The organism is Actinomadura chokoriensis (assembly GCF_041463665.1).
Taxonomy (GTDB): domain Bacteria; phylum Actinomycetota; class Actinomycetes; order Streptosporangiales; family Streptosporangiaceae; genus Spirillospora; species Spirillospora chokoriensis_A.
The window spans coordinates 102,973-125,068 of the sequence record NZ_JAXCEJ010000022.1 but is presented as its reverse complement, the minus strand read 5'-3'; the positions used below and the strand labels follow the sequence as shown (position 1 = coordinate 125,068).

Annotated in this window: 23 protein-coding genes; 9 read left to right on the top strand and 14 right to left on the bottom strand. The window is 71.6% G+C overall.

Translation table 11 applies throughout. The annotated features are described in order from the left end of the window. The first annotated feature begins 35 nt into the window (after positions 1-35). Both SM418_RS29005 and SM418_RS29000 read left to right on the top strand, forming a co-directional pair. Positions 36-926, top strand: coding sequence for an LLM class F420-dependent oxidoreductase (locus SM418_RS29005; protein WP_371944137.1), 891 nt, complete (start codon positions 36-38; stop codon positions 924-926). 191 nt (positions 927-1,117) lie between these two features. Next, entirely contained in the window at positions 1,118-1,690 is a 573-nt protein-coding gene (locus SM418_RS29000; RefSeq protein WP_371944138.1) for a TetR/AcrR family transcriptional regulator, read from the top strand. Here the strand turns inward: SM418_RS29000 and SM418_RS28995 are convergent. Then, positions 1,677-3,023 carry an oxygenase MpaB family protein gene (locus tag SM418_RS28995; protein ID WP_371944139.1) on the bottom strand — a complete coding sequence of 449 codons (1,347 nt, stop codon included), beginning with the start codon at positions 3,021-3,023 and terminating at the stop codon, positions 1,677-1,679. The genes SM418_RS29000 and SM418_RS28995 overlap by 14 nt on opposite strands. A gap of 9 nt (positions 3,024-3,032) precedes the next feature. Beyond that, entirely contained in the window at positions 3,033-3,272 is a 240-nt protein-coding gene (locus SM418_RS28990; RefSeq protein WP_371966128.1) for a twin-arginine translocase TatA/TatE family subunit, read from the bottom strand. 234 nt (positions 3,273-3,506) lie between these two features. Here SM418_RS28990 and SM418_RS28985 point away from each other — a divergent pair, with 234 nt between their 5' ends. Both SM418_RS28985 and SM418_RS28980 read left to right on the top strand, forming a co-directional pair. Beyond that, the gene (locus tag SM418_RS28985; protein ID WP_371944141.1) at positions 3,507-5,369 is read left to right on the top strand and encodes a hydroxysqualene dehydroxylase; all 1,863 of its coding nucleotides are present in this window, start codon (positions 3,507-3,509) and stop codon (positions 5,367-5,369) included. 108 nt (positions 5,370-5,477) lie between these two features. After that, entirely contained in the window at positions 5,478-5,768 is a 291-nt protein-coding gene (locus SM418_RS28980) for a helix-turn-helix domain-containing protein (RefSeq protein ID WP_371944142.1), read from the top strand. Positions 5,769-5,776: 8 nt separating this feature from the next. Here SM418_RS28980 and SM418_RS28975 read toward each other — a convergent pair whose 3' ends face one another. Together SM418_RS28975 and SM418_RS28970 are read right to left on the bottom strand one after the other, a co-directional pair. Next, positions 5,777-6,823 (bottom strand): biotin carboxylase N-terminal domain-containing protein, encoded by a 1,047-nt coding sequence (locus SM418_RS28975; RefSeq protein ID WP_371944143.1) that lies wholly within the window; start codon positions 6,821-6,823, stop codon positions 5,777-5,779. A 76-nt stretch (positions 6,824-6,899) separates the two neighbouring features. Then, entirely contained in the window at positions 6,900-7,829 is a 930-nt protein-coding gene (locus tag SM418_RS28970) for an oxygenase MpaB family protein (RefSeq protein ID WP_371944144.1), read from the bottom strand. Positions 7,830-7,914: 85 nt separating this feature from the next. On the opposite strand from SM418_RS28970, the gene SM418_RS28965 reads away from it, so the two are divergent. Both SM418_RS28965 and SM418_RS28960 read left to right on the top strand, forming a co-directional pair. Then, complete coding sequence (locus tag SM418_RS28965; protein WP_371944145.1) at positions 7,915-8,511, top strand: TetR/AcrR family transcriptional regulator; 597 nt, start codon at positions 7,915-7,917, stop codon at positions 8,509-8,511. Between the two features lie 109 nt (positions 8,512-8,620). Further along, positions 8,621-9,277 (top strand): hypothetical protein, encoded by a 657-nt coding sequence (locus SM418_RS28960; protein ID WP_371944146.1) that lies wholly within the window; start codon positions 8,621-8,623, stop codon positions 9,275-9,277. A gap of 83 nt (positions 9,278-9,360) precedes the next feature. On the opposite strand, the gene SM418_RS28955 is transcribed toward SM418_RS28960, so the two are convergent. The 4 genes from SM418_RS28955 to SM418_RS28940 form a co-directional block, all read right to left on the bottom strand. Next, positions 9,361-9,687: a hypothetical protein gene (locus SM418_RS28955; RefSeq protein WP_371944147.1), complete on the bottom strand. Its 327-nt coding sequence runs from the start codon at positions 9,685-9,687 to the stop codon at positions 9,361-9,363. Positions 9,688-9,845: 158 nt separating this feature from the next. Continuing rightward, positions 9,846-10,460 (bottom strand): hypothetical protein, encoded by a 615-nt coding sequence (locus SM418_RS28950; protein ID WP_371944148.1) that lies wholly within the window; start codon positions 10,458-10,460, stop codon positions 9,846-9,848. Positions 10,461-10,492: 32 nt separating this feature from the next. Continuing rightward, complete coding sequence (locus SM418_RS28945) at positions 10,493-10,975, bottom strand: NUDIX hydrolase (RefSeq protein WP_371944149.1); 483 nt, start codon at positions 10,973-10,975, stop codon at positions 10,493-10,495. Between the two features lie 182 nt (positions 10,976-11,157). Beyond that, on the bottom strand, positions 11,158-12,588 hold the full coding sequence (locus SM418_RS28940) for an FAD-dependent oxidoreductase (protein ID WP_371944150.1): 1,431 nt from the start codon (positions 12,586-12,588) through the stop codon (positions 11,158-11,160). A 158-nt stretch (positions 12,589-12,746) separates the two neighbouring features. Here SM418_RS28940 and SM418_RS28935 point away from each other — a divergent pair, with 158 nt between their 5' ends. Beyond that, positions 12,747-13,577 (top strand): VOC family protein, encoded by an 831-nt coding sequence (locus SM418_RS28935; protein WP_371944151.1) that lies wholly within the window; start codon positions 12,747-12,749, stop codon positions 13,575-13,577. 36 nt (positions 13,578-13,613) lie between these two features. Here SM418_RS28935 and SM418_RS28930 read toward each other — a convergent pair whose 3' ends face one another. Then, positions 13,614-15,029 (bottom strand): aldehyde dehydrogenase family protein, encoded by a 1,416-nt coding sequence (locus SM418_RS28930; protein WP_371966127.1) that lies wholly within the window; start codon positions 15,027-15,029, stop codon positions 13,614-13,616. A 105-nt stretch (positions 15,030-15,134) separates the two neighbouring features. On the opposite strand from SM418_RS28930, the gene SM418_RS28925 reads away from it, so the two are divergent. Next, a complete protein-coding gene (locus tag SM418_RS28925; protein ID WP_371944153.1) occupies positions 15,135-15,848 on the top strand; it encodes a hypothetical protein in 714 nt (237 codons plus the stop codon). Between the two features lie 45 nt (positions 15,849-15,893). On the opposite strand, the gene SM418_RS28920 is transcribed toward SM418_RS28925, so the two are convergent. Next, complete coding sequence (locus SM418_RS28920; protein ID WP_371944154.1) at positions 15,894-16,715, bottom strand: IclR family transcriptional regulator; 822 nt, start codon at positions 16,713-16,715, stop codon at positions 15,894-15,896. Positions 16,716-16,893: 178 nt separating this feature from the next. Between SM418_RS28920 and SM418_RS28915 the strand changes: the two genes are divergently transcribed. After that, on the top strand, positions 16,894-17,340 hold the full coding sequence (locus SM418_RS28915; RefSeq protein WP_371944155.1) for a YybH family protein: 447 nt from the start codon (positions 16,894-16,896) through the stop codon (positions 17,338-17,340). 43 nt (positions 17,341-17,383) lie between these two features. On the opposite strand, the gene SM418_RS28910 is transcribed toward SM418_RS28915, so the two are convergent. From SM418_RS28910 to SM418_RS28895, 4 genes are read right to left on the bottom strand one after another with little or no spacing between them, the layout of a single operon-like run. Beyond that, positions 17,384-18,427, bottom strand: coding sequence for a nitrilase-related carbon-nitrogen hydrolase (locus SM418_RS28910; protein ID WP_371944156.1), 1,044 nt, complete (start codon positions 18,425-18,427; stop codon positions 17,384-17,386). After that, positions 18,424-19,455 carry an oligopeptide/dipeptide ABC transporter ATP-binding protein gene (locus tag SM418_RS28905; RefSeq protein ID WP_371944157.1) on the bottom strand — a complete coding sequence of 344 codons (1,032 nt, stop codon included), beginning with the start codon at positions 19,453-19,455 and terminating at the stop codon, positions 18,424-18,426. Before SM418_RS28905 ends, SM418_RS28910 begins: the two co-directional genes overlap by 4 nt. After that, on the bottom strand, positions 19,452-20,489 hold the full coding sequence (locus SM418_RS28900; protein WP_371944158.1) for an ABC transporter ATP-binding protein: 1,038 nt from the start codon (positions 20,487-20,489) through the stop codon (positions 19,452-19,454). Before SM418_RS28900 ends, SM418_RS28905 begins: the two co-directional genes overlap by 4 nt. Next, positions 20,489-22,069, bottom strand: a complete 1,581-nt coding sequence (locus tag SM418_RS28895; RefSeq protein ID WP_371944159.1) for an ABC transporter substrate-binding protein — start codon at positions 22,067-22,069, stop codon at positions 20,489-20,491. The genes SM418_RS28900 and SM418_RS28895 overlap by 1 nt, the downstream gene beginning before the upstream one ends. Positions 22,070-22,096 lie beyond the last annotated feature (27 nt).

Sequence of the window (22,096 nt, the reverse complement as noted above, 5' to 3'; positions counted from 1 at the left end):
GGAACCGGAAGATCCGATTCAGGTTGGAGTGCCGCATGCGCATCGGACTGTTCGCCATCGCCGCGATGGCCCCCTTGGACGGGCTCGTCGCCCAGGCCCGCCTCGCCCGCGACGCGGGGCTCGACAGCGTCTTCTTCGGGAACACCACGTCCTGGGACGCCCTCATGACCGCGGCGCTCGCCGGACGCGAGGTGCCGGACATCGAGGTGGGCACCGCGATCGTCCCGACCTACCCGCGCCATCCCCTCGCCCTGGCCGGTCAGGCGCTCACCGCGCAGGCCATCGCGGGCGGGCGCTTCACCCTCGGCATCGGGCCGAGCCACCCGCCGGTCATCGAGGGCGCGTATGGGATCTCCTACGAGCGGCCCGCGCGGCACGTCCGCGAGTACCTGACGGCCCTGCGCCCGCTGCTGCGCGGGGAGGACGTCGACTACCACGGCGAGACGCTGACCGCGGTCGGCACGGTGGACGCGCCCGGCGCGACCCCGCCGCCGGTGGTCGTGTCCGCGCTGGGCCCGGCCATGCTGCGGATCGCGGGGGAGCTCGCCGACGGCACCGTGACGACCTGGACGGGCGCCGACGCGATCGCCGACCACATCGTGCCCGCGATCACCAAGGCCGCCGACGACGCCGGACGGCCCGCGCCGCGCGTGCTGGCGGGCACCGTCGTGGCGCTCACCACCGACCCCGACGGCGTTCGCCGCGAACTGGCCGAGAAGTTCGGCCCCGCGTCGGACTTCCCCGCCTACCGTGCGGTCCTCGGCCGCCAGGGGCTGTCCGGCGTGCACGAGACGGTCATCGCGGGGGACGAGGAGGCGGTCGCCCGGCAGCTGCGCCGCTTCGCCGACGCCGGCGCCACCGACCTCCTGATCAGCCCGTACGGAGACCCGGCGCGCATCCTGGAGCTCGCCGCCTCCCTGCGCTGAGCCCCGCGCCGAGCCCTGCGCGGGCGGCCCCGCCGCGGTCGGGGGAGCGGAAATTCCCGGGGAGCGTGAAAGGATCGCGTCCTGGCCCCCAGACCTCGGTTTCATCTGGGCGGAGACAGGGAGGGTCCACGACCATGGCGAACCGCGCCCCCAAACCGCGGCTTCGGGCATCGGCCCGTAAGGCCTTGATCATGGCGGCGGCCTTGAAGGTGTTCGCCGAGAAGGGCTACCACGGCACCTCCCTGGGGGAGATCGCGGCGGCCGCCGGGGTGGCCCGGACGGTGCTGTACGACCATTTCCCGTCCAAGCGGGTGCTGCTGCTGGCGGTCATGCAGGAGGAGAACGCGGCGCTGATCGAGCACGTCGGGGCCCGCATCGCCGGCTCCGGAACCGCCGAGGACCGGATGCGCTCGACGATCGACGCCTACTTCAGCTTCGCCGAGAGCCGTCCCGAGGCCCGCCGCCTGCTGTTCGACCGCGCCGACGAGGACGATGCGGAGATCCGCATCGTCCGGCAGGGCATCCGTGAATCGCGCACGCACACGGTGACGGCCCTGCTGGCCGACGACATCCGCATGGTGGGGGTGACGCCGAACGAGCCGATCGCCGAGGCGATGGTCGAGCTGATCATCACGGGTCTCGACGGCGTCGCGCAGTGGTGGGAACGCTTTCCCGACATGCCGAGATCGGTGCTGGTGGAGGGGGCGATGCGGCTCCTGTGGACCGGCCTCGGCAACAGGGACGACCAGGTCACGCCACGCTGATGTCGTGGTGGTCATAGGGCGTGCCGGACACTCCGGATCTGGCCGCGAGTCTCCTCACCACTGCAAGGCCCGCTTTCTGCCATCCGTCGCCGTGGCGTGCGCGCCGCTTCATGCGGTGGTCGGCATAGGGCAGCCGGTCACCGGCCATGCGCAGGAGCACGTTGAGGTGGACGAGGCGTTCGGCGATGGCCTGCCACGGCTGGAGCGGTACCGCCGCCAGCGGCGACGCCCGGAGCAGGGCGCGGACGAGGGACTCGCCGGTGAGGGCGGAGAGCAGGCCGATCGCCGGAGCCGCCGCGTGGAGCTGCAGCCGCCGCCGTACCGGGTTGCGGCTGAGGACGCGCGCGCAGGCCGCGTTGACCGTGATCTCGGTCCACCTGGTCGGGCCGCCGGCGGTGAGGATCATGTGGTGGGCCATCTCCATGGCCTCGACGGCGTTGCGCGGGATGAGTTCGTCGGCCACGCCCATCAGGTGGGCGATGTAGGACCAGTACAACAGGACGTCGTCCAGGTCCGCCGGAGCGATCCGCCTGCCGTGGGCGTGGTCGAACAGCGGCGGCAGTAGCCCGAAGGTGACCGCCGCGCCCATCGTCATGGCGTTGGAGATGGGGTTGCCGTGCCGGGCGAAGTGCTCGTCGCCCCAGATGCGGCGGAGCGCGAGCCGCGCCTGAGCGTGCATCAGCCGAACCCGGAGGATGCTCTTGTAGACCGGCGACCGGCGGTCGGCTCCGCCGGGGCGGGTGACGCCGTAGAACCAGGCGACCGTCTCCAGTTCGCGGCGGCGGAAGTCGGCGAGGAACCTGCGGGTCTGCCCGGTCGCCGAGGAGACCTCGGCGCCGACGAACGTGCCCATGGCGTCGCTGAGCAGCATGGTCGTCTTCCCGGCGAGGGACGCGTTGATCCACAGGCGGCGCCCCCTCTCCCACCTGCGGGCGTCGAACCAGTCCGGTGGGTCCTCCAGTTGCCGGAAGAGGTCCACCAGCGCGGGCGGGGGATCGGTCACGGCGTCGATCCCCTTGTCGAGCGCCTGGTCCAGCATCGCGCGTCCCCGCGCCATCCCGATCTCGCGGAAGGCCGCCACGAGGGCGTCCATCGGCTCGTCGCCCTGCCAGCGGTGGTCGTCGAAGAGCCGGGTCAGCGGTGTCGGCGCGGGCGTGGCCCCGACCGGGATCCAGGGGGAGAACTTCGCGATGTGCGGCTTGGTCAGCCACAGATCCGAGACCGTCGCGGACTCGGGGCCCGGCCGCAATTCCATACCCTCCCGGTAGTAGTAGTCGTAAGGGTGCCGGTGAGGGGTCGGCCGGGCGGCCGCGCCGGTGTTCGGCAAGGACATGCAGTTCTCCTACCGCGCTTGGCGGACGTCGTCGTGCTCGGTGGGCAGGGCCGCCCCTCGCAGGGGCCGGGCGGGCGGCGCGGACGGCCGGTCCACGGGTTCGTCGTCGTGGAGGGCCTGCGTCTCCGTCCTGAGAATGCGCGCGGACTTGCCGAGCGAGCGGGCCAGTTGCGGGAGTTTCGCCGAGCCGAACAGCAGCAGGACGACGGTGAGGATGATGAGCAGTTCGCTGGCGCCGAGTCCCGCCATGACGTCTCCTTCGCCGGTCTCCGGGGTGGTGGTCGGCCACGTTACCGACATGCGTGTCGGTAATAGTGGACGTGCTGGGGGCGAGGAGTCAAGGTCGGGGGCAAGAATCTAGGGGCGGCGTGAATTGCATCACCCGGAAGTCTTGACGTCCCGCGGCGGCTTGCTCATAGTGGGGTGCCACCCGCAACCGACATCAGTGTCGGTTAGCACACCACCCCCTCGAAGGAGTGCGCCGTGGAGGACAGGACTTCCCCGCAGACCGAGGCAGCGCAGACCGCAGCAGCGGACGCCGAAAGGAGCCAGGGCGGTGTGGGCCGCCGCCAGTTCGTGACCGGGGCGCTGGCCGCGGCCGGCGCGGTCGCGGCCGCCGGTGTGCTGGGCGGGGGGACGGCGGCGGCCGCCACCCCGTCCGCCCGCCTCGCCCCGCGCACCGGCAGGGCCGCGGCCGGCCGCCGCGTCGCGATCTTCGGCGGCGGGATGGGCGGGCTGTCGACCGCCCACGAACTCGCCGAGCGCGGGTTCCAGGTGACCATCTACGAGCGGAAGGCGTGGGGCGGCAAGTGCCGCAGCATGCCCGTCCCGGGCACCGGCAGCGGAGGACGGCAGGACCTGCCCGCCGAGCACGGGTTCCGGTTCTTCCCCGGCTTCTACCAGAACCTGCCCGACACGATGTCGCGGATCCCGCTGCCCGGCGGCGGGAAGGCGTTCGACAACCTCACCGCAGGAGACGAGGTCGCCGCGTTCTACAACGGCACCAAGTTCGTGCTGCCGGCGAGGGGCAGCCTCATCGGCACGCTGAGCCCGGACTCGCTGCTGGCGTTCCTGAACACGGCGGTGAGCGTGATCAGCAACGTCCCGGCGTGGGAGGCCGGGTACTTCCTGCAGAAGATGATCGCGTTCGTCACCAGCGGCCCCGAGCGCCGCTACAAGCAGTGGGAGAACATGAGCTTCGCTCAGTTCGTCCACTCGGACAAGATGTCCAAGCAGTACCAGGAGCTGCTGGTGCAGATGTTCACCGGCACGCTGGTCGCGGCCAAGCCCGACAAGGCCAACGCCCACACCATGGGCCTGATGGCCGAGGCGTGGGTCTACAGCACGCTCGGCATGGGCGGCTACAAGGCGCCCGACCGGCTGCTGAACGCCCCCACCAACGAGGCCCTGATCGACCCGTGGGTGGCCTACCTCAAGTCGCTGGGGGTCGTCTTCCAGTCGGACTCCACCCTCACCAACCTGGCCGTCGCCAACGGGAAGATCAGCGGCGCGCAGATCAGCGGCCCCGGCGGGACCAGCGTCGTCGAGGCCGACCACTACGTGCTGGCGGTCCCGATCGAGCGGGCCCTGCCGCTGCTCAACGACCAGATCCTGGCCGCCGACCCGTCCCTGCGGAGCCTGTCGGAGCTCACCACCGACTGGATGAACGGGATCATGATCTACCTCCGGCAGCCGATCAACCTGGCCAAGGGGCACGTCGCCTACGCCGGGCAGCCGTGGGCGCTGACCTCGATCAGCCAGGCGCAGTTCTGGAAGAAGAAGTTCAGCAGCACCTACGGCCAGGGCGACGTCAACGAGTGCCTGTCGATCGACCTGTCGGCCTGGGACGTCCCCGGCATCCTCTACAACAAGCCCGCGCGCGAGTGCACGTCCGAGCAGATCTTCAAGGAAGTCGTCGCGCAGCTGCGCAAGGCGATCCCGTGGGGCCCGATCGTGCTCAACGACGCCAACATCCACTCCTACTTCATCGACCCGGCCATCACCGGCAACGGCACCCCGCAGGTCGCCAACGACGAGCCGCTGCTGATCAACAGGCCGAGCTCCTGGAACTACCGGCCCGAGGCCACCACCGCGCTGCCGAACCTGTTCCTGGCCTCCGACTACGTCCGTGCCGACATCAACCTCGCCACCATGGAGGGCGCCAACGAAGCCGGCCGCAAGGCCGCCAACGCCATCCTGGACGCGTCCGGCGCCGGCGGCACCCCGGCCAAGCTGTTCAAGCTCTACCAGCCCAACGAGTTCCAGGGCATCTTCGACGACGATGACCGGCGCTTCAAGGCCGGCCAGCCCAACGCCTTCGACCTGTGGGACCCGGCCAAGCCCTGACCGGCCGCACCCCCCGTCGTCCTTCCCGCCCACCTCTTTCGAGCCGCCGCCCGCGGTCCGGCCCAGCGCGCCGGCCGGCCGGACCGCGGGCGGCCGGAAGGCCGTACCATGACCACCGGCTTCCAGACCGGGCCCGTACGCCGGCCGGCCCCGGACATCGCGGCGGTGGCCGCGGCCGGGCACCTCGCGGCGGACGCGGGGGACACGAGCGGGGCCGGCCGGGACCGGCGGCGCCTGCGCACGCACCCGCAGACCGTCCGCAACCGCATCCGCCGGCTCGAGCCCCTCTTCGGGCCCGACCTCTACGACCCCGCCAGCAGCCTGGACTACCTCATGGCACTGCACACCTGGCGATTGCTCGCCGCCGAAGACGAGCGCTCGCAGGGCGCCGGTGCTTGAGTACGGATTTACGAGCTGCTCCTGCGGTGATGCGTGCGCGGCCGGCACGGTCCCTTGGTGACGGTGGCCGTTCCGTCGGGAAGCGGCAACGACGGACGCAGGTGCTCCTCCAGGCCGAGATCCCCGATCCGGTCACCGCGCGCCAGTCGCAACTGGGTGGCGAACAGGTCCAAACCGGCCAGTCGTTCGGTGACGAAGTGCCCGCTGTGCAGACGCGGGTCGATGCCGGTCAGGAAGAAGCGCCTGGTCGGGGACAGCAGGAAGGTCATCGTGCCCACGCCGGGATAGGCGAGCGCGTCGGCCAGCCGCAGCGCGGCGTCGAGCAGCAGGAAACGGGTGGAGGCGGGCAGATCGGCCGCGGGCGCCAGCCACCCGGGCGGACGGGTGCCGCCGCGGAAGGGCTGCCGCTCCCAGAGGTGGGCGACCAGCCGCCCGTCGCCCGCGGTCTGGACCTCCACGCGCCTGGCGTGTTCCACGAACTCCTCGACGCGGACCCCCGCCTCCGCCGAGGCCGCCCCGGCCCGGTCCAATCGCCCGTCCAATCGCCCGTCCAATCGCGCGCGGGCCTGGCGTAACCCGGCGGCGTCCCTGATCACGTAAGTCTTTGGCCTGCGGCGATGGGACACCGGACGCAGCAGCATGGCCTGCCCCCGCAGGGAGGACAGGAACGCGCCCGCGTCCTCCCAGGAGACGGGGCCGGACGGCCCCGGCGCGACCGGTACGCCGACCGCGCCGGCCAGGGCGCGAACATGACCGCGATCGTTGATGATCTTCAGGACGTCCGGCGGCGGACCGATCACCGTGAGGCCGGCCTGAGCGCATCGGCGGACGAAATGAGCGTCCAGGCTGAGCGCCCCGCGCCCCGGATGGACATGGTCGGCGCCCGCCCGCGCCGCCGCCCGCAGAACGCGGTCGGCGTCCGCGCGCGGGCGGCCCGCAGGGCGCTCTTCCAGCACCTCGCGCGATATGAAGGAATGCCACCCGAGATCAGCGGCGGCCTTGGCGATACGGACGGCGGTCTTGCCTTTGTCGGCGATGAGCAACGTCTGGCGCATGGCGACCCTCCTCCCCAGGCGGCCCGCCGAGGGAATGCGGGCGGCTCCTGTCAGGGGCGGCTGTTTCGAGCGACCATCACTCGGCGAGGTGCGGGCGGTAGCGTTCGCTGCGCGTCTTGGCGCCGATGATGCGCATCGCGGTCAGCAGCGTCCGCTGGTTGACCCGTCGCGGCAGGGGACGGGCCATGATGCGGATCCTGGTCGCCATCCGGTCGAATCCGCGCTGCTCCGCCGGACTCCATTCGATGCCGAGCCCTTCCCGGACCGGCGCGGGAAGGCATCCGATCGCGATGCGGGTGCCCAGGAACCGCAGGACCGGCCGTCCCATCCGGATCGCGAACGACGGCACGAACGGCACCGCGCCGATGCCCTCGGTGCGCGCGATCTGGATGCACCGCGCGGCCGGCGGGGTCATCGCCAGGCGTTCGGCGCAGAACGCGGCGAAGGTCTCCTGGAAGGAGCCGTAGTCGGGCGGGACCGGTCGCATGGACACGCCGTACCGCCCGTACCAGGTGACGGTCTCCTGGTAGAGGCGCTCATGGTCGTCCGGGCCCAGCGCGTCCGCCGGGAAGAACAGTTCGGCGGTGCGGAACATGTGCCAGGTGAACGTGGCGTGCGCCCACCAGAACGTCTCGGGGTCGAGGGCGTGGAACCTGCGGCCCGTGGCGTCCACACCCTTGATCCCCAGGTGCAGGTCGCGGATGCGGCGCGCGCGGTCGGCCCCGTCCGGCTCGAAGATGGTGGCCCAGATCTGCGGGACCGACCGCCAGATCCGGCCGAACGGATCCTCGAAGAAGCCCGATTCCTCGGCGACGGCGGTTCCGAGCGGCGGATACATCAGTTGCAGCAACCCGGTGGCGCCGCCCGGCACGGCCGCGCGCAGGTCGCCGGCGATCCTCCAGAGCACCGACTCCGGCCCGAGCGGTGCGCTGCCCGCCTGCGGAACGGCCTGCCGGACGGTCTGCGGGGCGGCAGGCGGGTGAGTGAAGGGTTCAGGTGTCGTCATCCGGGATCTCCCTTCGCCGTGCAACAATGACACGAGAATGTTGCAAGTGTCCAGAGGTGGGCCGGGCACCGGGCATAATGAGCGCGTGAGCGTCCCGACCCCGCCGTCAGGCCTCGTCGCACGTCTTCCGCCCCCGCCTGGCGAGCAGATGCGGCCGTTCCTGGAAGCCACCGCCGTCTGCCTGACCCGGCACGGCCTGTCCCGCTGCTCGATGACCGACATCGCCCGCGAGATGGGCGTGTCGCGCAGCACCGTCTACCGGCAGCTCGGCTCGGTCGAGGAGGCCGCCTGGCTGCTGCTGTCGCGCGACCTGCACGCCTTCTACAAGACGCTGCCGGACATGTTCGCCGGCGCGCACGGCCCCGAGGTGATCATCCGGCCGCTCAGCGCGCTGCTGCACCAGGCATGGGCCAACCCGGTGCTGGTCAAGGTGCTGCGCGACGAGCCCGACTTCGTCGGCCGCGCGCTCACCTCGCACATCGGGCCCATGCTCGATCAGGGCGCCCAGATGATGGCCCCGCTCTACCGGGACCTGATGGACGCGGGCAGCATCCGCCGCCAGGATCCCACCGCGCTGGCGCACTGGCTCCTGCGGATCTTCATGATGCTCACCATCGCACCGCCCCCCGCCGACGTCGACCGGCTGCTGGAGGACATGCTGCTGCCCGTCCTCACCCCCTGAGCCGGACGGGGCGGCGGGCTCCGCAAGGCGTGACCGAAGGCTCAACGTCACCCAGGAATTCGATCACTTGGCTCGCCAGGGCTCGATGGGGGCCTTACGTTTGCTGGGCATGACCGCTACCCCCCACCGAACCAACACACGGCGATGGCTCATCGCCACCGTCGCCCTCTACGTCATCACCCATCATCTCGGCTTCGCCCTCGCCCCACTCGGCGCCATCGGGCACACCCGCTGGGCCGACTGGATCGACATCCTCATCCCCTACACCGTCCTGCTCACCGCCGCGGCCGCCCTCCATGCCGCCAAAGCAAACCCCCGTACCTGGGCCCTCTACCTCACCGGCGCCATCACCTATACCGAAGGCCACGGCATCCACCTCGCCGCCAATTCCATCTACAATTCCCAGCCCGGCCCCACCGCCCACCTCTGGGACGAGACCGTCGGCCATTACATCTGGTATGCCGGAACCGCCCTCGTCTTCGCAGCCCTCGCCGCCGCCTTCGCCCGCACGCCACCGCCGCGAACCCCGCTCCACCTCCCGCTGACACTCGGCGTAGCCGTCACCTGGACCACCAACTCCCTCGAAGGCACCACCGCCTTCCTGGGCATCGCCGTCGCCGCCGCCTTCACCGTCTACGGCTGGCGAACCCGCCACTGCCTCGGCCGCGTCCTGCTCCCCGCCTTCGCGCCCGCCTTCGCCATGCTCACCGCCTACGGCATCTGGCACCGGGGCTTCCCCCAGCCCTCCGAAATGGGCTGGGTCTGACCACACCGTCCGGATCGGCCGCACCGGCCGCACCGGCCAAGGTGCCTCGACTCGGCCGGACGCGGTGGAGGTCGACGACCGGGTTACGCGTTCGCCTTATGGAGCGCGCGGAAGGCCCTGTTCTGCCCGATGAAGAAGAGCACGGCCCAAAGCGCCCAGATTGCGCTGTACACAACATGATCACTGAACAGCGCTCCGACGGCCCCGACGATCGCGCCGAGCATTGCCGGCAAGCCGGCCGCGAAGGTCAGGCGCGGCATCGCGGAAGCCCCCAGCAGCAGGCTGAGCAGAAGGCCGGGTGAGACGCTCGCCGCCCATGCCGGGGGAAAGGCCGCGACCATGCCCTCGCGGTGGGGGAGAAGCACGATACAGATCGCGGCGGCGATCCCGCTGAGGGCTCCAAGAAGCATCCGCCCGCCTCCCGTCCGAGTGTCGACAACGATTGTCCCGCCCGGACGCAGGGGTGCTCAATAGCCGGGCAGATGACCGGATGTGGGCGTTTGAAGCAACCGAAGCGTTGATCGGCGGACTGATCAGCAGATTCTCGGCGGTGGCACGTGCTTCATGCTCATGCGCCTTCGGCGCACCGCTGGTCTCCTTTCTCCTCGGAATCGGGGGAGGGGGCCCATGGAGATCGCTGGGGTGAGTTCCGGCGACGGGCTTTGAGCGCCGCGGACGCCCGCCCCAGCGTGTCCTCCGATTTCGGCAACCGCTGGGTCAGGAATTCCACCTCGCCATCGGCGTCGCTCTCGGACTGCAAGTGCGGGGTGGTGCCGCGGTCGGCGACGCGCGCTGAAGTGATCGTGAGTTCGTAGTGCGCCCACACCATCGCGGCGTCGACCAGGCGACGGGCCGTGGCGTGGATGAGATAGACGTCGGCCAAGGCGGGGACGATCAGCAGGGCGGACGGGTCACGGTCGAGGTTGACGGCGGTGGGGTCGGAGGGCCAGACGGCCACGCGCAGCCGCTGATCGCCGACGACGCGCAATTCTCCCCAGTCCGGAACGCAGACCCGGGGCTGCCCGTCGGCACCGCAGGTGACCATGACGACGGGGCGTTGACGTGATGGGGAACTGGCGATCGCTTGGACAGCGGCTGGAAGGACCTCGGATGAGAACGCCATCGGCATGTCCGCCCTTGCGTCGAAGGCTCTGCCGACCCGGCGATCACCCGAGCCGGCCACTGCTCATATATTCCTTCCCTCTTTTCTATCGATCATACATTCGATACTGGCCTGGCGAGGTCGCCGAGCATCACGTCGAGGAACTGGACGCGGCCGGTGAGCGGTCGGACGCCGTTCCACCAGCAGATCGCGGCGATCTCCTCGTTGGGCGTGAACCGGCCGTCGTGCGGGGTGGCCGGGGCGGTGTAGAGCGCGAGGTACTCGGTGCGCTGTTCGATCCCGAGCCTGAAGCGGGCGAAACCGACGAAGGTCAGGGTTTCCAGGTGGATTCCCGCTTCTTCGTGCAGTTCCCGAACGGCTGCTTGGCGCGGTGTTTCTCCGGGGTCGATCATCCCGCCGGGAAGTTCCCAGCATTGCCGGTAGCGGTTGAACACCAGCAGCAGCTCGCGGTCGCGATGCCACAAGGCCACCAGGGCGGCCGTCAGCGGCGCGTCGTCGGGGCAGGCTCGTTCGGCGATCCGGTAGAACCCTGTCAGCGCGTCGCCGTTGTCATCGCGGGCCAGTTCCTTTTCCACACCGGACATCATGCGGAGCCTGCGTCCCGGTGTGCATCCGTGCAGGCGAGTCGGGAGCCGGCCACGGAGCCGCGCCCGGAATCAGACCGCGGCCTCGATCTGGACGTATCCCGAGGACTACGGCGAGCCGACGTGTTCTCGTATCCGAGCTGAGGTTCGCCCGGCGGGCGCGGCGCCGGGGGCTAGATCTGCGGCGAGACGGCCAGCCGGCGGCCGAGGATGCGGCCGAAGGTGAGGGCCGGGGTGACGAGCATGCCGCCGCAGAAGCTGTTGCCGCAGGTGGCAGCGGCTCCGATCAGCTCGCCTAGGGCGTACACGCCGTCCATCGACGTGCCGTCGGCGCGGCGCACGCGCAACCCCTCGTCCACGTCCACGCCCGCGAAGGTGATCAGTGTGATGCCGTGGTTCTCCATCGCGAAGAACGGGGGCTCGGCGATGGGGGCGGGCAGGTGGGTACGGCCGAACTCGGCGTCGTGCCCGGCGGTGACCGCCGCGTTGTAGCGCTCCACGGTGGCGGCCAGGCCGTCCGGGTCGATCCCGGCGAGCGCGGCGAGTCCGGCCAGCGTGTCCGCCTTGTGCACGCCGGTGCGGGCGCCCGCCTCGGACGCCACGTCCTCAGGGCTCCAGCCGACGACCATCGGGGCAGAGTTCAGCCGGGCCCTGTCGTCGAAGAGCGTCCAGAAGGTGCCGTCGGTGGACGCGGCGAGGGCGCGCTCCTTGCGGTCGATGCTGCGCTCGTCCTCGGCGACGAAGCGGCGCCCGGTGCGGTCGACGTAGATCTCCCAGGGGAGCCGTTCGGTGGCGACCAGCAGGGGACGCTCGTCGTAGTAGGCCTTGCCAGGCGTGGTGGGGTGCGGGAGCCCGCCGAAGGTCGGCAGGTAGCGGCCGCGTCCGGCGATGCCCGCGCCCGCCTCGCGCGCGATGACGAGGCCGTCGCCGGTGGACGTGGGGTGCGCGGCGCTGACGAGGGTCGCGCCCTCGATCTCCGCGAACAACTCCGCGTCGGCGGCGAACCCGCCGGTGGCGAGCACGACCGCGGGCGCGGTCACCTCGATCTCCTCGACGCCGTTCCGCAGGACGGTGACGCTCGGCGGCCCGCCGGGGCGTTCGGTGAGGCCGATCGCGGTGCTGCCGAGCCACAGCTCGACCCGCCCGGACGCGAGCTGCTCGTCCAGCAGGCGCCTGAGCACGGCCAGGATGGACAGGCCGGCGTCCTTGCCGTAGTGGGTGCGGGGGACGCCGTACGGTTCGTGGCCGTAGACGAGCCGGGGCGACTCGGGCGCGAACTCGAAGCCGTGGTCCTCCAGCCAGTCGACGGTCTCGGACGCGTAGCTCGCGGCGAGTTCGACGAGGTCGGAGCGGGCGGTGCCGCCGCTGATCCGTTCGATGTCGTCCAGGTGCGCCTGGACGGAGTCCTCGATGCCGCGCTCGCGCTGCCGGCGGGTGCCGGCGGCCGACATGTGCCCGCCGGTGGTGTGCAGGGTGCCGCCGATCCGGGAGTCCTTCTCCACGAGCAGCACCCGGGTTCCGCGCGCCGCGGCCTCGACGGCGCACGGGATGCCCCCGGTGCCGGCTCCGACGATGACGAGGTCGTACTGGTGGTCCGTCGGCACACCCGCTCCTTCGTTCCATTTATGGGAACATTGTTCCAATTGCTTGCCCCATGGTGCCTGCCCGGGACGGACCGGCGCAAGGTCCCGCGTTGACGTCCCAGGGCCGGGAGACCTATCTTGCGGCCAAGTTGAAACGCTGTTCCACAGGAGGTCGCTTCATGTCGCTCGGGGCCGTCATCGAGGCCGTGCTGGCCACCCGTGACCTCGGCGCGTCCGTCGCCTTCCACACCCGGGCCTTCGGCCTCGAGGTCCTGGAACGGGACGCCGCCGGGGCGCTGCTCGGAGCCCCCGGAGGGGTCACCGGGCTGCTCCGGCTCACCGCCGTCCCGGACGCCCCCGCGGCCCCCGAGCCCCGCCTCTGGGACATCGGGCCGCGGCTCCTCGGCATCTACTCGCGCGACCTGGAACGGACCGCCGCGGCGATCGACGCCGCCGGCGGACGCTCCCGCGAGCGGGTCACCTACCCCTACGGATCCGCGACGCTCAGCGAGTTCGTCGCGCTCGGCGCGGACGGCCTCTGGTGGACGATCCCGCGGGCCGCTGCAGGCCACCGGCCGAGCCCCGCGCTGGAGGACGACCCCGGCCGGCTGCACGGCGAACTCCACACCGCGGTGATCGTCCCGGCCGACCACGACGCCGCGGTCCGCTTCTTCACCGAGGCGGGCGGCCTGGAGATCCTCTTCGAGGGCGAGATGTCGGGGGAGCCGTTCGACCGGATGACCGGCATACCCGCGGACGCCTCGCTGCGCCTGACGTTCCTGGTCTCGCCCGGTCACGCTCCCGCCCGGCTGGAGATCATGTCGTTCACCGGGGTGGACGCCGCCGACCTGTCCGAGAGCCGGCTCGGCCTGCGCCGCCTGGTGTTCGCCTCCGACGACCCCGGCGCGACCCTGGCCGATCTGGTCAAGGCGGGCGGTGCCCCGCTCGGCGCGAGCACGCTGCGGGGCCCGTCCGGCATCGAGATCGAACTCCGCGCCGCGGATCTCTGAAGCCCGTCACGCGGACCACCGTCATGCGAACCACCGTCATGCGAACCACCAGGGTGCCTTGTCCTCGGGGGAGCGGATCAGGAAGGAGCGCTGCCGCAGGAAGCGGCGGATGGAGGCGGCGCCCATCCGCGAGCCGCCGAGCCCCGAGGACTTGAAGGCGTTCTTCTCGCCGTCCTGGACGAACCCCGTCAGGGAGGCGTCGTTGATGCTGATGCCGCCCGCCTCCAGCCGTTCGCCGACCGCGAGCGCCGCCTCGGTGGTGGCCGCGAACACGGCGGCGGACAGGCCGAACTCGCTGTCGTTGGCCAGCGCGACCGCCTCGTCGGTGTCGGTGAACGGCATGACCGGCAGCACCGGCCCGAACGTCTCCTCCCGCATGACCTTCATCGTGTGGTCGACGCCGGTGAGGACGGTGGGCTCCAGGTAGGCGCCGCCGCCGAGCACGCGGATCTCACCGCCGCAGCGGACGGCCGCGCCGCGGGCGACGGCGTCCGCGAGCTGGTCCCGGATGATCTCCACCTGCGCGGCGGAGATCACCGGGCCGAGCTCGCCGTCGGTCACCTCGGGATAGGCGAGGCCGATCGTGCGGGCGCGCCCGACCAGCGATCCGACGAACGCGTCGAACACGGGCTCGGCCACGTAGACCCGCTCGATCGACATGCACGAGTGGCCGGTGTTGACGGTGCCGCCGTACAGGATCGCCTGCGCGGCGCGGTCGAGGTCGGCGTCCGCGCAGACGATCGCGGGGTCCTTGCCGCCCAGTTCGAGGAACGCGGGGATGAACCTGGCCGCCGCCGCGGCGCCGACCGCCCGTCCGGTCCGCACGCTTCCGGTGAAGCAGACCAGGTCGACGGCCTGGACGACGGCCGCCCCGGTCTCCCCGTCGCCGTCGACGACGGTGAGCACATCGTGCAGTTCGGGGACGGCGGCGACGCAGTCGCGCAGGACCGCGGCGAAGCGCGGGGTGATCTCGCTCGGCTTGAGCAGCACGGCGGAGCCCGCGAGCAGCGCGGGGACGGCGTCGATCATCGCGAGCAGCAGGGGGAAGTTCCATGGGCTGATCACGCCGGTCACCGGATAGGGCAGCGGGCTCTGGCGCAGGCCGATCCCGGGCATCGAGGTCGGGACGGTGCCGGGCTCGGCGAGCAGGTCCGGCGCCCGGTCGCACCAGCGGTCCAGGGACGCGAGGACGCTGTCGACCTCCAGCCGGGAGACCGGCAGCCGGCCGGTGTCGCGGACGAGCGCGGCGACCATCGCGTCCGCGCGCCCCGCGAGCGCGTCGCGCAGCGCGCGCAGCGCGGCCGCGCGGCCGGGCACGCCGAGGGCGAGCCATCCCGGCTGCGCGGCGCGCGAGCGCACCGCCGCAGAACCGACCTCCGCCGGGTCCGCGCAGGTGAGGGTGTGGTCCTGCCGTCCGGTGCGGGGGTCGCGCACGCCGATCCGTCGTCCCATCGGAACCTCCCGAGAAGTTTGTTCCGACGACTGTAACGGTGTTCCGCTCTGACCGGAATGATGGTACGAATAATAGTCTGACGTTTACCCCCCGACGGAGGACCCGTGACCGGCACCCACGGCTGGACCCTGCACAGCTGGGCGGTCCTGCTGCACATCGTCCTGTTCGCCTACTGGCTGGGCGGCGACCTCGGCGTCTTCTACTCCAGCCGGTTCATCCTGAAGCCCGAACTGTCCGCCGAGGCCCGCGGCGTCGCGGTGAAGGTCATGCACGTGGTCGACATGGCGCCGCGGATCTGCCTCGTGCTGTTCCTGCCGAGCGGCATCACGCTGATGGCCTCCGACGACCTCGGCCGCGACATCTTCGGCGGCTGGCGGCTCGCCGCCGTCTGGGTACTCGCGCTCATCTGGCTGTGGCTCGTCATCGCCGACTACCGGCGGGGGCCCGGCAGGTTCGGCGACCTGGTGCACCGGGCCGACCTCGCCGTGCGCTGCGGCCTCATCGCCGCGCTGCTCGGCGCCGCCGCCTACACCTTCGCCGCCGCCGAGCCGTTCGGCGTGACCACCAACCCGAAATGGCTGGCCGGCAAGGTCGCGGCCTACGCGCTGTGCATCGCCGGCGGTCTGATGATCAGAGTGAAGCTCAAGCCGTTCGGCGCCGCCTGGGGGACGCTGCTCACCAAGGGCAGCGACCCCCAGGTGGAACGTGACATCCGCGGCTCCGTCCAGGGCTGCATCCCCTACGTCCTGGCCATCTGGGCGCTCGTCGTCGTCGCGGCGCTGCTCGGCGTCGTCAAGCCGGGCACCACGGCGTACTGAATGCGCGCTCCCGGCCGACGGCGCGGCGGCGCGGACGGCCCGCCGTCAGGCGGGACGGTGGCCGAACCGCTCCGACAGCCGCCGCACCGTCCGCAGCAGCGCGCTGACGCAGGCGTCGGCCTCCTCGGTGAACCGCTCGCTCGGGCCGCTGACGCTGATCACCGCGATCGGCCGGTCGCTCTGGTCGAGGATCGGCGCGGCGGCCGACGCCGCGCCCGGCTGCCGCTCGGCCGTCGAGCGGGCGTACCCGCGGGCCCGGATCTCCTCGATCTCGCGGCGCAGCCGGGGACCGTTCGTGACGGTCTCCGGGGTGAACTGCTCCAGCGCGGGCTGCGCGAGGTAGTGGTCGATCTCGTCGTCGGACAGGAAGGCGAGGAACGCCTTGGACGACGCGCCGGCGTGCAGCGGGTAGGGGACGCCGAGCGTCACGGACATGATCAGCTCGCGGCGCGGGGTCACCTGGTCGATGTAGGAGCGCGTCCAGCCGGACCGCACCGACAGCGTCACGGTCTCGGCCGTCCGCTCCGACAGCGCCACGAGCTCGGGGCGGGCGACCGTCCGGACGTCGATCCGCTCCAGGTAGGCCATGCCGAGCTTCATCGCGCCGATGCCGAGCGAGTAGCGCCGCGTCGCCTCGTCCAGCTCGATCAGCCCGTGCCCGCGCAGCGAGGTGAGGATGCGGTGCACCGCCGCCTTGGACAGCCCGAGCGCCGTCGCCACCTCGGTGACGCCGAGGGTCGCCGCCCGCTGCTCGGCGAAGTACATCAGGACGTCGGCCGCCCTTTCCACAGTGGCGGTGGTCTGACCGGTGCCCCCGCGCTCCGCGGTGCGCCTGGACGGCTCGCTCGGGCGAGCGCTGCTGCTCATGGAGGGTGGTTCCTTCCCGATCCTGTGGCCGGACGCGGTAGGGCCGTGAGAGGTGAAAGCCGTTTCGACCAGTGTAAAGCCGTTCCACCAGGCAGCTGGTCCCCCGGAACTTACGGGAACCCTAGCCCAACCCGCGGGACCTGACACGACCATGCACTCCGAACAGGGAGGAACAGCGATGAAGACTCCGCTCGGCGCGACCGAGGACATGCTGCGGGCGGTCATCGACCGCGATCTCGACGCCGTTCTCGACGCGTTCTCCGGCGAACCCGACGCCTACGTGTTCCCCGAGGGACCGCGCTGGACGACGCGCGGCGGCGACCGCATCGAACAGGGCTGGCGGGCCTACTTCGAGGCCCCCATCAGGATCGACGCCTACCAGTGGGTCGAGGGCCCGCACCTGTTCGAATCCGGCGCCCTCGGCCAGGTCACCGGCGTCATCGACTACGACGTCTACGGGGACGGGCGCGAGGGCCGGCTCCGGATGCGGATGACGTGGCTGCTCCGGGACGAGGGCGACCGCTGGCGCATCGTCCACGAGCACGGTTCCCAGCCGCTCGCCGACCCCTACGGCGCGGGCGACTGGTGGCCGGACGGCGCCCGCCCCCTCGGCACCCCGGAATAGGAGCGTGCCGCCCGCCGCGGGCGGGCGGCACGGATCGGGGGCGTCACCGCCAGCGGGAGCGGCCGTTCAGGTAACGGCCCGCGTCCCGCAGGTCGTGCGGCTGGTACGGGGTGTAGAGGTTCGGCTCGAAGCGGCTCCGGTACTGCTCGAAGACCGGGCGGTACAGGTCCCAGTGGATGTCGGGCTGGCGGTGCACCGCCCGGAACGACGCGATCGGGATCTGCGCGCTGATCAGCTTCTCGAACTTGCTGTCGGCGGTGGCGAGCGCCTGCCCGTCCGGTCCGTAGACGGCCGAGCCGCCGGCCCCGGTGTCCTCGAAGTAGTTCGACTCCCGCGCCAGCACCGAGTTGTTGACGATCGCGCAGTACACCCGGTTGTGCAGCGCCGACGCGCGTATGTCCACCTCGGAGAAGCTGCCGCTGGCGGTGCGCAGGAACACTTCCGCGCCCTTGATCGCCAGCGCCCGGAACAGTTCCGGTTCCAGTTGCGTGGACGACATGGAGATGTTGCCGAGGCCCGTCCGCGCGACCGGGAGCACCGCGTCCGCCCCGTACATCTCGACGTACTGGTCCAGCACGTCGTAGGTGGTGGTGGTGAACAGCTCGAAGCCGCGGAACACGCCCTTGACGTTGCGCGCCTTCCAGTGCTTGGCGATGATCTCGCCGTCCGGGCCGATCAGCGTGGTGATGCTCAGCACGTGCCCCGGCCAGTCGGGGTCGCGGACGTAGGCGCCGAACGCGATGTGGCAGCCGTACTCGCGCGCCTTCGCGGAGATCCGCTCGGTCTCCGGACCGGGGATCTCGATGCAGCGCCGCTCGGTCTCCTCCTTCGTCCACTGGTCCCAGCCGCTGATCGGGAACTCGTGGAAGAACAGCAGGTCGGGGGCGAAGCCGAAGCCGGTGTGGAAAGAGTTGTCGATCAGGTGCAGCATGTGCGCGAGGTTGGCCTCCTGCTCCGCCTCGTCGGCGGCGGGATGCACCCGCGACTGGACGACCCCGAGCGTCCAGGCGTCCTTGACCAGGTCGGCGGTGGCGTACCCGCCGTCGGTCCGCTGTGTGATGGACCCGTCCGGCGTAGGCTCGGTCATGTCTTCTCCTTGTCGGCGTGTGCGGATGCGCCGGCACGCGGCGGTGCGTCTGCGGGTGCCGGCGCGGCGGACGTCAGGTCCGCGAGCCGGAGGCAGGCCGCGCGGCGGCCCTCGCCCGCGTCCTCCAGGACGGGCTCGTCCCGGCGGCAGGCGTCGGCGGCGAACGGGCAGCGGGTGTGGAACCGGCACCCGGACGGGATGTCGACCGCCGACGGGACGTCCCCCGTCAGCACCGGCGGCGGCGTTCCCGCTCCGGCCCCGTCCCCGAAATCGGCGAGGCCGGGGACGGCGGCCAGCAGCGACCGCGTGTACGGGTGCCGGGGATCCCCGAAGACCTGGTCGGCGTCGCCGTACTCCACGAGCCTGCCGAGATACATGACCGCGACCCGGTCGGCCATGTGCCGTGCGATCTCGATCTCGTGGGTGATCAGCACGTAGCTCAGCCCGAGCCGTCGCTGGAGGTCGAGCAGCAGGTTCACGAGCAGCGCCTTCACGCTGACGTCCAGGCTGGCGGTGGGCTCGTCCAGCACCAGCGCCTCGGGTTCCACAGCCAGGGCCCGCGCGACCGTGACCCGCTGCAGTTCGCCGCCGCTCACCCCGCCGGGCCGGCGGTCGAGGTAGTCGGCGGACAGCCCGACCATGCCGAGCAGCTCCCGCGCCCGCGCGGCGCGGGCGGCGCGGTCCGGTGCCAGCCCGTGCACGGCGAGCGGCTGCTCCAGCGCATGCCGGATGCTCTTGCGCCGGTTGAGGGCCGACCAGGGATTCTGCGAGACGAGCTGGATCGCGCGGGCGTCCGTGCGCTCCTCGCCCCGGACGAGGACGCGGCCGGCGGTCGGCCGGGCGAGCCGGACGAGCATCCGCGCGATCGTCGACTTGCCGCAGCCGGACTCGCCGACGATCGCCAGCGTCCTCCCCGCCGGCACCTCGAACGACACGTCGTCCACGGCGTGCACGACGCGGCCCTTCGCGCGCCCTCCCGACCGGACCGGATAGTGCTTGGTGAGGTTCTGCGCGGTGATGGCGTTCATACGACCTCGTCCGCTCGATGACAGCTGACCGTGGATGCGCCGATGACCCGCGCGCCCGGATGTTCCACGCCGCATGCGTCGGCGGCCATGTCGCAGCGCGGCGCGAACGGGCAGCCGGGCAGCAGGTTCGCGCCGCCCACCGTGCCGGGGATGGTGCGCAGCGGCTCGCCCCTCGGGTGCCGGCCCGGCATCGCGCCGATCAGGGCGCGCGTGTAGGGGTGCCGGGGCGCGGCGAACAGCTCCCGCACCGGCGCCGTCTCCACCAGCCGCCCCGCGTACATCACCCCGACGCGGTCGCTGATCTGCGAGATCACCCCGAGGTCGTGGGTCACGAAGATCATCGCGAGGCCGACCCGGTCGCGCAGCTCCAGCAGCAGCCGGATCACCTGCGCCTGGACGGTCGCGTCGAGCGTCGTGGTCGGCTCGTCGGCCAGCAGCAGCTCGGGACGGCGGCCGAGCGCGGCGACCGCGATCAGCATCCGCTGGAGCTGGCCGCCGGAGAACTCGAACGGGTATCCGTCGAGCCGGTCCAGGACGGCGCCGAGACCGACCTCGCGCAGCAGTTCCCCGAGCCGGTCGCCCCCGCCGGGGCCCCCGCCCCCGCCGGCGTCGCCGCCGGCGGGGAGGTGCCAGCGGAGCTGCCGGCCGATCGGCGTGGTCGGCGACAGCGACGTCATCGGGCGCTGCGGGATCAGGCCGATGCGGTCGCCGCGCAGCCGGCGCATCCGGTCCTCGCGCAGTGCGAGCAGGTCGGTGCCGCCGAAGCGGACGTGCCCGGCGGACGCGGTGGCGTTGCCCGGCAGCATCCGCATCAGGGAGGTCAGCACGGTGCTCTTGCCCGACCCCGACTCGCCGACCAGGCCGAGGATCTCGCCCGGCGCCAGGTCGAAGGAGACGTCGCGGACGGCGCGGGTCTCGCCGGTCCGGGTCCGGAACGACACCGACAGGCCCGCCACCGACAGCAGCGGCCCGCCCTCGGAACCGGCGGAGGCGGCGTCCGCGGCCGTGGGGGAGCGCCCCGGGGAGCGGCGCATCAGGCCGCTCGCACCGGGGCCACGTTGATCCGGCTGACGCTCAGCTGCGTGTCGTCCAGCGCGCTGATCTCGGTGCGCTGCGCGACGATGAGCTTGGGGTAGACCGGCGGGATCGAGATCGCGTCCCTGGCGACCAGCGCGTTGATCTGCTTGCAGATCGCGGCGCGCTCGGCCGCGTCGGTGGTCGCCCACGCCTTGCCGAGCAGCTCGTCGACCTCGGGGTTCTTGTAGCCGAAGTTCAGCGGGTTCCGGGAGCTGAGCGCGCCCAGCAGGGTGAAGGCGGTCTTGCCGCCGCCGAAGCCGCCGTCGAACCCCGTCATCGCCATCTGGTACTCGCCGGTGGCCCACTTCTTCACCCACGGGCTGATGTCGAGCGTCTCCAGCGTGCAGTTGATCCCGGCCTGCTTCCAGCCCTGCGCGAGTACCTGCCCGACGTTCTTCAGGACCGGGTCGCTGGTGACCATCAGGGTGAAGTCGAGGCTGGACAGCCCGGCCTGGGCGAGCAGCGCCTTCGCCTTGGCGACGTCGGGGCCTTCCCCGTACAGCTTCAGGGACGGGTCGTGCCCCTCGGCCACCGGCCCGATCGGGCCCTGTGCGATGTCGGCGGAACCGCCGTAGACGATGTCGCGGACGCCCTTGCGATCCATGGCGTAGGCGAGCGCCTGCCGGACCCGCACGTCGTCGAACGGCTTCTTGTTCGCCACGAAATAGGTGACGAGGTCCTTGGGCGCGGCGACCTCGTGCACGCGGACGTCGGCGGCCTTCTTCAGCAGCCCGATGCTCTCCGGCGGGACGTCCGTCATGATCTGGATCTTGTCCTCGCGGAGGTTGACCATCCTGGTCGCCGAGTCGGGCACCGCCTGGAAGGTGATCCCGGTGAGGGCCGGCTTGGCGCCGTGGTAGCCGTCGAAGCGGGCCAGCGCGACCTGCTGCCCCTGCTTGACGGCGCCCATCGTGAAGGGGCCGGTCCCCATGGTGGTGTCGGTCTTGGTGACGAAGTCACGGTGCACGATCGGCAGGTTGGTCAGATGCGAGCGCAGCACGCCGAACGGCGTCGTCAGCTTGATCTTGACGGTGTGGTCGTCGGTCGCGGTGACCTTCTTGACGTAGCCGACGAAGTAGGTCGTCCAGTCGCTGGTGCTCTTCGGGTCGGTGACGAAGCCGAAGGTGGCGGCGACGTCGGCGGCGGTGAGCGGGTCGCCGTTGTGGAACGTGACGCCCTTCTTCAGCTTGATCGTCCAGGTCAGCCCGTCGGCGGAGATCTCCGGCTCGCCGTCGGCCAGCAGCGGCACCGACCGCAGCGACGCGTCGTAGGTGTAGAGCGGCTCCACGACCGACTCGGTGATCCAGTGCACCCGGCTGGAGGTGGTGCTCAGCGGGTTGAGGTAGTCGGAGATGGAGGTGACGCCGAAGGTCAGCGTGCCGTTCTTCTTGACGGCGCCGCCTCCGGAGCCGCCGGTGTCTCCGCCGCCGCAGGCGGCGAGGGCGCCGGCGCCGGCGGTGAGCACGCCGGCGGCGACGAGGAAGCGGCGGCGGCTCAGCACGGGACCGCTCGGGACGTTCGGGTTGGCAGCGGACATGACGGGCTCCTCACGGGAAGGGGGGTT